The following is a 13,232-nucleotide window of genomic DNA, read 5'->3' on the forward strand; positions in this document are numbered from 1 at the left end:
CAAACTACCTGATTTCAAAAAAGAGGCTGAGACATAAAGAAATGATTTCTTCTTAAAGATGAATGAAGATGTTTCTAACCAATTTGGGTTATAAGAACATGCTCGTTTTCCACTAAGATTCATTCCATAAGTGTTTAAACTTATTTTCTGAGCAAATAAAAACTATCCGAATCATTGTAAGGTAATTCACAAAAATTCGGATAGTTAATCGGCTGAAAGACTTATGTCCTAGCGTGTATTCGTCCTATTATCTAGTGATTTCTTTAATAACTCGTGCAGGGTTTCCACCAACGACTGTGTTTGGAGGAACGTCTTTCGTTACCACGGCTCCTGATGCAATGACTGCATTATCACCAATAGTAACGCCTGGATTGATGATAGCGCGGCCCCCAATCCAAACGTTATCTCCAATGACAACTGGCTTTCCGTATTCTCTACCGCTGTTACGTTCAACAGGATCAAGCGGGTGAGTAGCTGTATAAATATGAACGCCTGGTGCGAGCATACAGTTATCACCGATAGTTACAGGACAGATATCTAAAATTAAGCAATCAAAGTTTGCATAAAAGTTTTCGCCTACATGAATGTTGTATCCATAGTCACAGCGGAAGATTGGTTCAATATAGATATTTTCTCCAGTGGAACCAAACAACTCTTTTATTAAACTCATACGGTAAGTATCATCTGTCTCAACTGCTTGATTAAATAATCTTGTTATCTTTCTTGCATGAGTGCGATCTTTAATCAATTCAGAATCTCCAGATATGTACATTTCGCCTGCAATCATTTTTTCTTTTTCTGTTGTCATTTTTTAGTCTCCCTATCCTTTTTAATTTAACGCTTTCATAGGGTAGTGTAGCGTAAAATTAAACGTTCGTTAAGTAAAATAGCTAAGAATCAACTAGCTTTTTCTTTATTCCATCGATGACAAAAAGGAGAAAAGGTAAAGCAAAGCCAATTGTGCCTGTATAAAAGGGAGAAGTAGTAAGTGTGTAACTTCCCAAAAAAGGACCATTAGGTACGAAAATATTGGAGGAAGCTAAAAATAATAATCCTAAAGGCAAAGTTAAGAAACGGTAAGTAGTTAGGTTAAAAAGCTGAGCTACTCCTAAATTTAATACAAACAGCAAAATGCTAAGCTTGAAAAAAATTGAAATAAACCAGATGATAGCTACAATTACTTCAATGCGGGTTATGAAATTTGTCACATTAATTTCTTTAGCCAATAGGTAGGTAGGAGAAAGGCGAGTAGAGGTCTGATCTACTCCTAAAACTAAAACACAAAGAAAAATAATGATAATTAAGAAAACACCGCCAATCAGTGTACCGATATAAACAGGTGTGCGCTTTTTACTCGTCCATTTAACATAAGGAAAAATCATTAAAAAAACAACGGTATCCAAAAATGGAAATGTCAAAAAGTGAACTGTAGAAATGAAAATAGGCCGCAAACCCATAGTAAAGAATGGCTGAAAGTGATCAAAGTTAATTTGTTTAGTAAGAAATAGTACGAGTAAGCTAAAGAGAGCAATGACCCATGGGAATAGGATTTCACCGGAACGTGCTAAAACCTCAAGTCCTAAGCGAACGCCAAACAACGATACGCTTAACACAAATACGTAAATGGGAACAATGGGGGTTTCAGGCATAACTTGCGTAATGATAAAGTCACCAATATTATAAAGCGTCAAAGAACCTGCTATTACGGGGAAGGTTAAAAAGATAATAGAAAATACTTTGCCAATCCATTTGCCGAGAATTTCTTCGGTGAATTCCGTAAATAGCATTGTTGGATATCGCTTTCCTAGCGCTATGTATAAAGGCAATATCCCCAAAGCGATAACAAGGGTTAAAATACTCGTAATCCAAGCATCTTGTTTTGCAATTGAAACAATAATAGATGGGATAACTAAAATAGCACTCCCGATTATGTAAAGGCTAAGTAGCACGATGAATTGCTTTTCAGAGATTTTAACATGTTTGAGCATGCTGGAAGTACCTCCTATATAAGGCATATTGTTCTTTGAACCTTATATGCTCGTTAGTATGCCTCATTCAACGTTACTTATGAATAATGTAAAAAAAGTAAAAGAAAGTAGGGCATAATAAAACAAATTAAAAAAAGACCAGCAATTCCTTTTTTTACCGCTTCACATTGTTAGAACGCGTTCGATTCATTGCACTGCGCCTATTCGCTTTCTGCGGTGCGGGATCTCAGTTCTCCCTTTCTTTCCCCCAGGAGTCGAGTATCCTACGCTCCATTCCACTCTGTTTCCAGCATTGTTTTCACAATCAAAAAAACCTGAACGATTAAAAGCAAAGAACTCTTAACCATTCAGGTATAGCAGGGACTAAACTACTTATGTCTCAGCCTCTTTTGAGGAATTGCAAATATAACTCTTACTTTATAGCCCAATGGTAAATAGCTTTAGCAACACCATCTTGATCATTAGTTTCAGTTATCCAGTCAGCCGCTTTCTTTACCACATCTTGCGCATTACCCATGGCTATGCCTACTCCAGCTTCTGTAATCATGGCGATATCGTTTAGGCTATCCCCCATGGCCATTACTTCGTTTATTGATAGATTTAAACGTTCACAAACAGTTTTTAGTGCTTTTGCTTTATTGATTCCAAGAGCGTTGATTTCAAGATTTGTTGGGCTAGAATTCGTAATCTCAAGATTTTTGTTTTTAGTTAGCGTGTTCAAAATTAGCTTTCTTGTATCATCATCATGGATGTCATACCCGAACTTTAGCCATTCATGACTTGTAATATCGGTTGGAAAATCGTCTTTCCATACCTTTTCGCTTGTAACAGCCCAAAAGGTTAAGTCATGCTTTTGCTTTAAATCCCACATCTCTTGTATGTAATCTGGTTCTAAAATCGTCCGCTCAATTAAATTGCCTTCACCGTCCCAGATTTCACTCCCGTTTACATTAATAATATAAGATGACAGCTTTAATGACTCGGCAAATTTAATACTAGTTGGGCGTGAACGTCCTGTACTTAAAACAACATGTATTCCTTTTTCTTCTGCTTCTGCTATAGCTTTTCGGTTTCCATGTGAAATTTCGCCTTTTGTATTTAATAGTGTACCATCCATATCAAGAGCAATTAACTTAATCGATGGTTTATCCATAGCGCGTCACCCTTTCAAAATACTTTTCTACTTTAAGAATAGCATGAACACACCTTGAAAAAAAGAAAGGTGCTGGGTAAAGGGTAGATCAAATGACTCATTTTTCAAAAAAATAAAAAAGTGAATTGACGAATACGAACGGAGTTTCTATAATTTTCTAGAAAAGAAATTCATGTTTTGTAAAATTGCAAACGGTTGCACAAAAAACGATGAATACTTTTAACAATAATAAGGGGGAAAAGAGATGGGGAAAAGTGTGAAAGTACTGTTAGTATTCATCATGAGTATAGCAATTATATTTACAAGCTATACGAGTGCTCAAGCAGAAGTCAAATCGGATTACAAGCTGTATGTTATGGCTCCTTTAGGAGAAATCACAGATTGGGATCAGTTCGAACGTCAGCTTGTTCAGATGAAGAAAAATGGTGTATACGGATTAACAACAGATGTTTGGTGGGGAATTGTTGAAGCAAAAGGAGATAATCAATTTGATTGGTCTTATTATAAAAAGTATGCAAGCGCTGTGGAAGATTCAGGGCTGAAATGGGTTCCTATTTTATCTACACATCAATGTGGTGGTAACGTAGGAGATGATTGTAACTATCCGATACCTAATTGGTTATGGAAAAAAGATGACATTGAAAACATGGCATTCAAAAGTGAAAGTGGCTTTGTTAACAAAGAAGCATTAGCACCTTGGTGGGGTGGAATTGAGAAGCAGTATGGCGAATTATACCGTTCATTTGCTAAAAACTTTGCTGACTATGATGATGTTATTAGTAAAATTTATTTAAGCGGTGGACCAGCAGGCGAACTCCGCTACCCATCTTATCAGTTTGCAGACGGATGGGGTTATCCAGAGCGTGGTCAGTTACAAGCATATACAGAAGGTGCAAAAGAAGATTTTAGAGATGAAATGAAGCATCAATATAAAAACATTAAAAATCTTAACAAGGCGTGGGGAACATCATTTAAGACGTGGGATAAAATTGAACCTCCAGCTGATGGAGATGCTTTCTTTAGAAAAGGAGAAGCTTACAACACTTCATATGGAAAAGATTTCATGAAATGGTATCAAGGGGCTCTTGAAGATCACCTACAGACCATTTCAAAGCAAGCTCATAAATATTTTGATCGTACGTTTGACGTAGAAGTAGGCGCAAAAATTTCCGGTGTGCATTGGAAGATGAATGATCCTGAAATGCCACATGCTGCTGAGTACAGCACAGGTTATTATGATTATGCTAAGCTTCTAGATCAATTTAAAAAATCAAATATGGCATTAACGTTTACCTGTTTAGAAATGGGCGACCAGGATGCACAAACAGCTCCTTATTATAGTGCTCCAAAAACGTTAGTAACTCAAATTGCTACATTAGCAAACGAGCGTAACCTTTCGTTGAATGGAGAAAATGCACTTCCGATTATTAATAATGAGTGGGGATTTGATAACGCGTCTGAAATGGTATTTAACTATGACTTTGATGGGTTTACGCTTCTTCGTATGACGTATCTATTTGACGAAGCCGGCAATCCAACCAACGAACTTAGGATGTTAAAAGATAAGCTCGCGCTAGAACCCTTACCGGTTACGCTGAAGGTAAGTGGTGTACAGCTAGAAAAAGGACAAACCCTTCATGTAACGGGTAATCGAGGAGAGTTAGGACGTTGGAATACAAGCAGCTATCACTACATCTTAAAGCAAAAGTCAGACGGAATCTTTGAGGGAAATTTTGATTTAGCCGCGGATCGTCAGTACGAATTTAAGTTTTATATTAAAGATCAAGGTGGGGAAATTATTTGGCAAGATGGTGAGAACCAAAACTATCATACACCAGCAAAGGGAAAAGGGTCTTATTTAGCAACATGGTAATGGAATTGAAACAGCCGCCTATTCTTTCAAGAATAGGCGGCTGTTTTATATTGAATAGTTTCGTTTTTTATTTTGCTTGGTCTTGACTGTCGGCATGTTCTTTTGGACTTTGTTTATCATGACTAGAAGACATCATGTTTGACATGATGACATGGCCATCTCCACCGCATACTTTACACTTTATAAATGAAAGCAGCGCAAATCCAAATTTCGTTCCGCTTCCTTGGCAGTGTGGACAAACATAACGAAGAGGCATTTTGATACCATCCTTTTTTATAAATTCTTTTACATTATAATTTTTTCATATTTCTCTCACAAGGTACAAAAGGTAGAAGAGTAAGCAAGGGATTTTGCTGCTAGTTAAAAAGTCGGGGGTGTAAAATCATCGATTTTTGTTGCTTTTAGGCGAAGAGTTCAATATTTTCCACCCTTTTTGTCAATGTAATCGGTTTCAAAAAGGTTCATGCTGCACTAAAATGAGAGCATATAGGAGGTGCGGTTACATGGAGAGCCAAAGCAAATTGCAAGAAAAAGAAGTAATTTCAGTACAAAAAACAAAACAAACGCAGTCGTCAATTCGCACAAATAATCGTAAAAAGTGGAAAAAAGCAGGAATATTTACCTTGTTTGTAGGGCCCGTCTTTTTAGCATTTAGTATGATTGTTTTATATCCATTTTTATCTGGTGTTTATTACGCCTTTACAAATTGGAATGGTGTAACAGGAAATATTGAGTGGGTAGGGTTAGATAACTTTAAATACTTACTTTTTGAAGATAAGCAATTTCATGCTTCCTTCATTCTAACCGCGAAGTACACCGTTGTCGCTATTTTATTAACAAATGTGGTCGGATTTAGCCTAGCTTTACTGGTCACACAGATGCTTAAGACAAGAAATATTTTAAGAACAGTTTTCTTCTTGCCTAACTTAATTGGCGGACTATTACTGGGATTTGTATGGCAATTCATTTTTATTCGAGGTTTTTCGTCTATCGGTCAATTAACGGGTTGGTCACTTTTTGAGCTTCCTTGGTTAGGAGATGCTAATACTGCATTTTGGGGAATTGTTATTGTCAGCGTATGGCAAGGCGCAGGGTATATCATGATTATCTACGTAGCAGCTTTGCAAAACGTTCCGCAAGAGCTTCTTGAAGCAGCAAGAATTGACGGGGCAAACCGTTGGCAAACACTTCGCCATATTACACTACCAATGGTAGCACCAGCCGTCACAATTTGTTTATTCTTAACTATTTCGTCCTCATTTAAAATATTTGATGTAAACTTATCATTAACAAACGGTGGTCCGTTTAAATCAACAGAAATGTTAGCGCTTAACATTTATACAGAGGCTTTCGTTAATAACCGTTATGGTATTGGAGAAGCAAAAGCACTGATTTTCTTCTTAATCGTAGCAGGTATTACAACGCTTCAAGTTATGTATACGAAGAAGAAGGAGGTTGAATCTTAATGGGCAACAAGTATACAGGAAAGACGTTTATTATTGAAATCTTAGCAATTGTCTTAGGTTTAATCTTCCTTGCTCCGTTTTACTATGTTATTGCTAACTCATTAAAGCCGTTTGCAGAAATTTTAACCAATACATCAGCTTTACCATCGGCTTTTCAATGGCAAAACTACGTAACAGCTTTTGAAAGAATGGATTACTTACGAGTTTTCAAGAATTCACTAATTATTACAGTAGCAAGCAACCTAGTTATTGTGATCTTTTGTTCAATGGGAGCATATATGCTTGTACGTACAAAATCAAAGTTCAGTAATTTTATCTTTTTGCTCTTCGTAGCAGCCATGGTTATTCCTTTCCAATCAATTATGATTCCTTTAGTAAAAGCGGCAAGTTCATTTGGATTAATGAACAGCATTTGGGGACTAGTTGTGATGTATCTAGGATTTGGTTCTGGGTTAGCAATCTTCTTATATCACGGGTTCATTAAAGGGATACCAGTGGAATTAGAAGAAGCAGCAATTATTGATGGGTGCTCCACGTTTGGTGTATTTTGGAGAATTGTATTCCCTTTATTAAAGCCAATTACGGTAACGATTATTATCTTAAACAGCTTATGGATTTGGAACGATTTCTTATTACCATTACTTGTTCTGCAAGATCCATCATTACGTACAATTCCACTAGCAACGTTTTTCTTCTTTGGACAATACACAAAGCAGTGGGATTTAGCACTAGCAGCATTAATGTTAAGCATCATTCCATTATTAATCTTTTTCTTTTCGATGCAAAAACATATTATCAAAGGAATTACAAGTGGGTCTATTAAATAATAAACTTGGAACCTATGCTCATAATTAATGAGCATAGGTTCCAAACATAGGAGGAACCAAACATGAAACTAAAAAAACTTCCCTTAGCAGCAGGTGTACTATCAGCATCTCTTTTATTTACAGCAGCGTGCTCTAGCGATAGTTCGTCTGGAGATAATGCAAGCGGTGGCGCAAAAGGTGATCAAGTTGTTGTTGATATTTTCCAAGGAAAAGTTGAGATTGCAGATCAGCTAAAAGCATTAACGGATCAATATACAAAAGAAAATCCAAACGTAACATTCAACATTGAAACAGTTGGAGGCGGTGCAGACGGTGCAGCAGCACTAAAAGCGAAGTTTGCTTCTGGAAATGAGCCTGATATCTTCTCAAACGGTGGCTATCAAGAAGCCGTTACCTGGAAAGACAAGCTTGAAGATTTATCTGATGAGCCTTGGGTGAAAGATGCATTTGATAATACGTTAGATCCAATGACGATTGACGGCAAGGTATATGGTCAGCCGATGAACTTAGAAGGATACGGCTTTACGTATAACAAAGAGCTTTTTAAAAAAGCGGGCATTAAAGAAGTACCACAGACGTTAGATGAACTAGAAGCAGCAGCTAAGAAGTTAAAAGCAGCGGGAATCACGCCGTTTTCAATTGGATATGGTGAATGGTGGGTATTAGGAAATCATGGTTTAAACATTCCATTCTCTGCTCAAGAAGACCCTGATGCTTTTATCAAGAGCTTAAACGAAGGTACTGGAAAAATTTCAGGTAACCAGCAGTTTAAAGACTATATTAAGCTATTAGATTTAACAATTAAGTATGGAAATAAAAACTCGTTGACAACGGATTACAATACGCAAGTAACAAACTTTGCAACGGGTGAAGCAGCTATTATTCAACAAGGAAACTGGATTCAGCCAATGCTTGATAAAATTAATCCAGACTTAGATTTAGGTGTTATGCCAATGCCTCTTGGTGACGGTGGAAATGTGAAAGGGAAAATCTCAGTCGATGTACCAAGCAGCTGGGTTGTTCATAACGGTGCACCAGAAGCAGATAAAGAAGCAGCAAAAGATTTCTTAAACTGGATGGTAACATCGGAAGAAGGCAAGCGTGCACTTGTAGAAGAGTTTAAGTATGTTCCTGCATTTAAGACAATTGAAGCGGACGCAAAAGATATCGGTCCATTAGGTGCGGAAATCTTAAAGTACTCTGAAGAAGGACAAACAATGCCTTGGCAGTTTATGAAGTTCCCGGATGGTGTGAAAGAAGAATTTGGTGCTTCACTTCAAGAGTATGTTGGTGGTCAAGTAACGGAAGAAGAATTGTTTAAATCATTTGAAAGTACTTGGGATAAACTAAAAAAATAACTTAATGTATAAGAGCTTCTCCTGTAGTGGAGAAGCTTTTTATTGTACATAATACTTTACATAGGGTGGGGGGGTACATTATAATTTCAATTATGAAAGGTGGTTTTTGGATGGAAGAAAACCGTGGGTCGGAAGTAAAAGTAGATTGCCATGCAGGTAATGCAAGGCGAAGTCATCATTCTCCAGAAGTAAAGAAAAACTTAACGAGTCGCCTTAATCGAATTGAAGGACAAATTCGGGGAATTAAAGGGTTAATTGATAAGGATACGTACTGTGATGATGTCATTACGCAAATATCGGCTGTTCAGTCAGCTTTAAATAGTGTCAGTAAAATTTTATTAGAAGGTCATTTAAAGCACTGTGTTGTAGAAAGAGTACAAGAGGGCGACGAGGAAGTAGTAGATGAGTTATTAACAACAATTAAAAGATTAATGAAATAAAAAAGGAGCTGGAAAAGATGGAACAAACAGTATTATCAGTACAAGGTATGTCTTGTGGACATTGTGTAAAAGCAGTTGAAGGTGCAGTATCAGAATTAAGCGGTGTAAAAAGTGTAAAGGTTAATTTAGAATCAGCAACGGTTGAAGTTGAATATGATGAAAGTAAAGTCAGCCTTGAAACGATTAAAGAATCAATTGATGATCAAGGCTATGACGTAGCGTAAAATCGCGTGCGAATAACTTCGCACGTTCTCTTTTAAAAAGTAATATACCTATATAGGGTATATGAGGAGGGGTTCTATGAAAAGCCAAAAAGACATTACGTTACGTATAGAGGGTATGACGTGCTCAGCCTGTGCAAGCCGAATTGAAAAAAGTTTAAAGAAAATAGATGGAGTTGAAGATGCAGCTATTAACCTTGCATTAGAAAAAGCAACAATTCGCTATACACCTGAAGTAGTTCAGTCACGCGTTTTTGAAGAAAAAGTGCAGAATCTAGGATATGATGTCATTTATGAAACAGAAGAACTAGACATAACCGGGATGACCTGTGCAGCTTGTTCAAGCAGAATCGAAAAGGTATTAGGAAAGCAGCAGGGAATTGCTCATGTAAACGTGAATCTTGCATTAGAAACGGCAACTCTAAAATATAATGAAGAACAAATTGATCTATCTACCATCATTAATAGAATTGAAAAATTAGGATACGGTGCGTCTTTAAAGGCTGAAAAAAACGAAAATATCCGTGAAAAAGTAACCAATCAACAAGAGCTCAAATTTTTAATTGCAGCAATATTAAGTATCCCGCTACTTTGGGCCATGGTTAGTCACTTTTCCTTTACGGCCTTTATTCCTGTACCGCCGATGTTTTTAAATCCATGGTTTCAAATGGCCCTTGCTACGCCAGTTCAATTTCTTATCGGTGGACAGTTTTATGTTGGAGCCTATAAAGCGCTAAGGAATAAAAGTGCAAATATGGATGTTTTGGTGGCTTTAGGAACGAGCGCTGCTTATTTTTACAGCGTTTATTTATCGATTCAATCCATTGGTTCAAATGCTCATATGATTGAACTTTATTATGAAACAAGCGCAATCTTAATTACCCTTATTTTACTCGGGAAATTATTTGAAGCTAAAGCAAAAGGGCGCTCTTCAGAGGCAATTCGAACGCTTTTAAGTTTACAAGCAAAAACGGCAATTGTAGAGCGAGAAAATCAACAGGTTGAAATCCCTATTGAAGAAGTGAAGCACGGAGACGTTGTTTATGTGAAGCCAGGCGAAAAAATTCCAGTAGACGGTGAGGTAATAGAAGGACAATCTGCAATTGATGAGTCCATGCTAACAGGAGAAAGTATTCCGGTTGAAAAATCGATTGGTGATGATGTGACGGGAGCCACAGTGAACAAAAATGGCTTTTTAAAAGTAAAAGCAACAAAAGTGGGAAAAGAAACAGCCCTTGCACAAATTATAAGAGTTGTGGAAAGCGCACAAGGTTCTAAAGCCCCTATTCAACGCGTGGCTGACCGTATTTCAGGTATTTTTGTTCCCATTGTTGTAGCAATAGCAATCGTTACGTTTTTTGTTTGGTATATGGTGCTTGATCCTAGTGACTTTGCTTCAGCGCTTGAAAAAATGATTGCTGTACTTGTAATTGCCTGCCCTTGTGCATTAGGTCTAGCTACCCCAACGTCAATTATGGCAGGATCAGGTCGAGCAGCCGAACTAGGTGTTTTATTTAAAGGCGGTGAGCATCTAGAAGCAGCTCATGAAGTAGATACGATCGTGTTAGACAAAACTGGTACCGTGACAAAGGGTGAGCCACAAGTAACGGATATTGTGACGGAAACAGGCGCAAGCCAAGAAAAGCTTTTACAGCTTGTTGCCTCTGCTGAAAGTCAGTCTGAGCATCCATTAGCACGCGCCATTGTCAAAAAGGCTTCTGAACAAAATCTTAGTTTGCTAAAAATTTCAGCTTTTGAAGCAATACCTGGACATGGTATAAAAGCGATTATAGAGGATGAGGAAATTTTAGTGGGTACGAGAAAGCTTATGTCTGATTCTGGTATTGAAGTTGCGGGTGTTGAATCACTCATTTCAGAAATTGAGTCTCAGGGGAAAACGGTTATGCTAATTGCTTTAAACAGTGAATATGCAGGGTTTGTAGCAGTTGCTGATACGGTTAAAGAAACGTCAGCGAAAGCTATTAAGGCCCTAAAAGAAATGGGACTTCACGTTGTGATGATTACAGGTGATAATAAGCAAACAGCAAATGCTATTGCTAATGAAGTGGGAATTCATCATGTGCTTGCTGAAGTATTACCAGAAGAAAAAGCAGCCGAAATTCAAAAGCTGCAGGCTCAAGGGTCAAAAGTGGCAATGGTTGGTGACGGCTTAAATGATGCACCGGCTCTAGCAGTGGCTGACGTTGGAATGGCGATTGGAACCGGTACGGACGTTGCGATTGAAGCAGCAGACTTAACGCTTATGAGAGGTGACCTTACAAGCATCGTTCATGCTTTGCAAATGAGTAAAGCAACAATGCGTAACATTAAACAAAATCTCTTTTGGGCATTCGGCTACAATACTATTGGAATTCCAATTGCTGCAATAGGATTTTTGGCACCGTGGTTAGCTGGAGCAGCCATGGCGTTCAGTTCTGTATCCGTTGTGTTAAATGCGCTGCGTTTGCAGAAAATGAAGATTTAGAAGACAGACGGGAACATAAGGAATTCAGCTAATGATAAACCTGAACGATTAAAAGGAAAGAATTTTTAATCGTTCAGGTTGTTTTAATTGTGAAAACAATGTTGGGAACGAGTTTAGACAACGTAAAGAAATTTTTTCTTTTTTGAACATTTGTTCTGTTATTTCTCACCTTCTTTTTTGAATGGAGGAGGTGAAACTTTTTGCACAAAAAGAGCTCCATCCATTTGTTCGCGGGGCGTAATTAATGTTTGCATGGTTCCGCTATCTAAGAAAATTGTTTTTTTGAATATCCATTCGTTTTCCCGTTGCTTTTGTAGTTGAGAAAAATCTACAAACGTAGTAGGTGAATTCACCTTAGAGAGGTAGTCTTCCAAACTTTTTTTAGGTGGCTTGCTTAGTTTATAAGCTTGACCCGTATCTGTTATAGTTTCGCCTTCATACATAAACAGACCCATATAGTAAGAGTCATTTTGAAGGGTTTTTGATATCTTAGAACCCATTGGTTCAAACTTTGAAAAGAACGAACGGAAATTTTTAAAAATATGCATGTTATGAGCCCAAATGATGATTTTTTCATTTGGATAAAGTTCATTGTACAACCATTCAACATTTTCACAAAGTCGTTGTTCACGCACTTTTTTATAAGTGCGATGATCTTCTGTCAAGTGATTCAGAAAATATAAGCGGTTAGCTAACGAACGCTGCATGACGTGTAGATATGTTTCTTTACCTTGTTCTCGTTCATTAAGAAGGTGAAATTGAATTGATTTTATCAGATCGTTAGCCTTTGTGATTGCTTGTTCTTTAAAATGTTCAAAGAGCTGCAACACATCGTTTGGTACTTTTTTTCGTGCCGCTGTATATTGACCAATTTTGTAGTACCACTCATATGCACCTCGTTCAATAAATTCAAATGCTTGTAGCTGTTCTTCTGTAACGAATGGCTGTAATTTTGCTACAAATCTTAAAAAGGTGTCAGGGGTTGAAGAAGGGTTTATATCAATTCCAGCTAAACGAAAATCTTGTCTTTTTAATAGATGAAAAAGGGGCTCGGTATCTTCTGTTGCCCACAAAGAATAAATACTATTTTTCATGAAAGCTTCTGTTGTGGAAGCTTCTTTCAATTCATTTGCTCCGTATGCTTCAGCAAGGCCGCTTTCGAATGCCAATACGTTAAACCCCATCTCTTTATGCAAGAATGAAATTATCTTTTCTTTTAATATGGTGTGTTCTCGAATGAAGTGCCCATTTTCACCAAGCCAGACAATTCTTTTATCTTGAATAACTGACTTTAAAAATGAAAAGTCTTGAGAAGCACAATCTATAGGCTCAGCTAGACGATATGAATGTGCTTCTAGCCAATTAATGACTTCCTTTTCTCTCTCTTTACTAAAAAACATGAGACACCACCCTTTGTATAA

12 protein-coding genes are annotated in these 13,232 nt (G+C 37.3%); 7 read left to right on the forward strand and 5 right to left on the reverse strand.

Annotation, left to right across the window (positions count from 1 at the left end):
- Nucleotides 1-247: 247 nt before the first annotated feature.
- The 3 genes from maa to V2145_RS05490 form a co-directional block, all read right to left on the reverse strand.
- Complete coding sequence (gene maa / locus V2145_RS05480; RefSeq protein ID WP_311857290.1) at nt 248-808, reverse strand: maltose O-acetyltransferase; 561 nt, start codon at nt 806-808, stop codon at nt 248-250.
- 82 nt (nt 809-890) lie between these two features.
- Nucleotides 891-1,988: a GerAB/ArcD/ProY family transporter gene (locus V2145_RS05485; protein ID WP_165932580.1), complete on the reverse strand. Its 1,098-nt coding sequence runs from the start codon at nt 1,986-1,988 to the stop codon at nt 891-893.
- Between the two features lie 412 nt (nt 1,989-2,400).
- Nucleotides 2,401-3,141, reverse strand: a complete 741-nt coding sequence (locus V2145_RS05490; RefSeq protein WP_094912105.1) for a Cof-type HAD-IIB family hydrolase — start codon at nt 3,139-3,141, stop codon at nt 2,401-2,403.
- 244 nt (nt 3,142-3,385) lie between these two features.
- Between V2145_RS05490 and V2145_RS05495 the strand changes: the two genes are divergently transcribed.
- On the forward strand, nt 3,386-5,014 hold the full coding sequence (locus V2145_RS05495; protein ID WP_131888039.1) for a family 14 glycosylhydrolase: 1,629 nt from the start codon (nt 3,386-3,388) through the stop codon (nt 5,012-5,014).
- 67 nt (nt 5,015-5,081) lie between these two features.
- Here the strand turns inward: V2145_RS05495 and V2145_RS05500 are convergent, their stop codons facing one another.
- Nucleotides 5,082-5,270 carry a hypothetical protein gene (locus V2145_RS05500; protein WP_094912107.1) on the reverse strand — a complete coding sequence of 63 codons (189 nt, stop codon included), beginning with the start codon at nt 5,268-5,270 and terminating at the stop codon, nt 5,082-5,084.
- Nucleotides 5,271-5,517: 247 nt separating this feature from the next.
- On the opposite strand from V2145_RS05500, the gene V2145_RS05505 reads away from it, so the two are divergent.
- The 6 genes from V2145_RS05505 (at nt 5,518) to V2145_RS05530 (ending at nt 11,811) form a co-directional block, all read left to right on the forward strand.
- Nucleotides 5,518-6,480 (forward strand): carbohydrate ABC transporter permease, encoded by a 963-nt coding sequence (locus V2145_RS05505; RefSeq protein WP_094912108.1) that lies wholly within the window; start codon nt 5,518-5,520, stop codon nt 6,478-6,480.
- Nucleotides 6,480-7,307, forward strand: coding sequence for a carbohydrate ABC transporter permease (locus tag V2145_RS05510; RefSeq protein WP_094912109.1), 828 nt, complete (start codon nt 6,480-6,482; stop codon nt 7,305-7,307). Before V2145_RS05505 ends, V2145_RS05510 begins: the two co-directional genes overlap by 1 nt.
- Nucleotides 7,308-7,369: 62 nt before the next feature.
- The gene (locus V2145_RS05515) at nt 7,370-8,665 is read left to right on the forward strand and encodes an ABC transporter substrate-binding protein (protein ID WP_131888038.1); all 1,296 of its coding nucleotides are present in this window, start codon (nt 7,370-7,372) and stop codon (nt 8,663-8,665) included.
- Nucleotides 8,666-8,775: 110 nt separating this feature from the next.
- A complete protein-coding gene (locus tag V2145_RS05520; RefSeq protein WP_094912111.1) occupies nt 8,776-9,105 on the forward strand; it encodes a metal-sensitive transcriptional regulator in 330 nt (109 codons plus the stop codon).
- A gap of 17 nt (nt 9,106-9,122) precedes the next feature.
- Nucleotides 9,123-9,329 carry a copper chaperone CopZ gene (copZ, locus tag V2145_RS05525; RefSeq protein ID WP_094912112.1) on the forward strand — a complete coding sequence of 69 codons (207 nt, stop codon included), beginning with the start codon at nt 9,123-9,125 and terminating at the stop codon, nt 9,327-9,329.
- A 76-nt stretch (nt 9,330-9,405) separates the two neighbouring features.
- The gene (locus V2145_RS05530; protein ID WP_330987384.1) at nt 9,406-11,811 is read left to right on the forward strand and encodes a heavy metal translocating P-type ATPase; all 2,406 of its coding nucleotides are present in this window, start codon (nt 9,406-9,408) and stop codon (nt 11,809-11,811) included.
- Between the two features lie 158 nt (nt 11,812-11,969).
- On the opposite strand, the gene V2145_RS05535 is transcribed toward V2145_RS05530, so the two are convergent.
- Nucleotides 11,970-13,211: an erythromycin esterase family protein gene (locus tag V2145_RS05535; protein WP_330987385.1), complete on the reverse strand. Its 1,242-nt coding sequence runs from the start codon at nt 13,209-13,211 to the stop codon at nt 11,970-11,972.
- Nucleotides 13,212-13,232 lie beyond the last annotated feature (21 nt).

The organism is Priestia sp. GS2, assembly GCF_036409025.1.
In the GTDB taxonomy this organism is placed as follows: Bacteria; Bacillota; Bacilli; order Bacillales; family Bacillaceae_H; genus Priestia; species Priestia aryabhattai_A.

Excerpts from the sequence above, each read along its gene's own strand:
- maa (WP_311857290.1), bottom strand. The coding sequence starts at position 808 with ATGACAACAGAAAAAGAAAAAATGATTGCAGGCGAAATGTACATATCT.
- V2145_RS05485 (WP_165932580.1), bottom strand. The coding sequence starts at position 1,988 with ATGCTCAAACATGTTAAAATCTCTGAAAAGCAATTCATCGTGCTACTT.
- V2145_RS05490 (WP_094912105.1), bottom strand. The coding sequence starts at position 3,141 with ATGGATAAACCATCGATTAAGTTAATTGCTCTTGATATGGATGGTACA.
- V2145_RS05495 (WP_131888039.1), top strand. The coding sequence starts at position 3,386 with ATGGGGAAAAGTGTGAAAGTACTGTTAGTATTCATCATGAGTATAGCA.
- V2145_RS05500 (WP_094912107.1), bottom strand. The coding sequence starts at position 5,270 with ATGCCTCTTCGTTATGTTTGTCCACACTGCCAAGGAAGCGGAACGAAA.
- V2145_RS05505 (WP_094912108.1), top strand. The coding sequence starts at position 5,518 with ATGGAGAGCCAAAGCAAATTGCAAGAAAAAGAAGTAATTTCAGTACAA.
- V2145_RS05510 (WP_094912109.1), top strand. The coding sequence starts at position 6,480 with ATGGGCAACAAGTATACAGGAAAGACGTTTATTATTGAAATCTTAGCA.
- V2145_RS05515 (WP_131888038.1), top strand. The coding sequence starts at position 7,370 with ATGAAACTAAAAAAACTTCCCTTAGCAGCAGGTGTACTATCAGCATCT.
- V2145_RS05520 (WP_094912111.1), top strand. The coding sequence starts at position 8,776 with ATGGAAGAAAACCGTGGGTCGGAAGTAAAAGTAGATTGCCATGCAGGT.
- copZ (WP_094912112.1), top strand. The coding sequence starts at position 9,123 with ATGGAACAAACAGTATTATCAGTACAAGGTATGTCTTGTGGACATTGT.
- V2145_RS05530 (WP_330987384.1), top strand. The coding sequence starts at position 9,406 with ATGAAAAGCCAAAAAGACATTACGTTACGTATAGAGGGTATGACGTGC.
- V2145_RS05535 (WP_330987385.1), bottom strand. The coding sequence starts at position 13,211 with ATGTTTTTTAGTAAAGAGAGAGAAAAGGAAGTCATTAATTGGCTAGAA.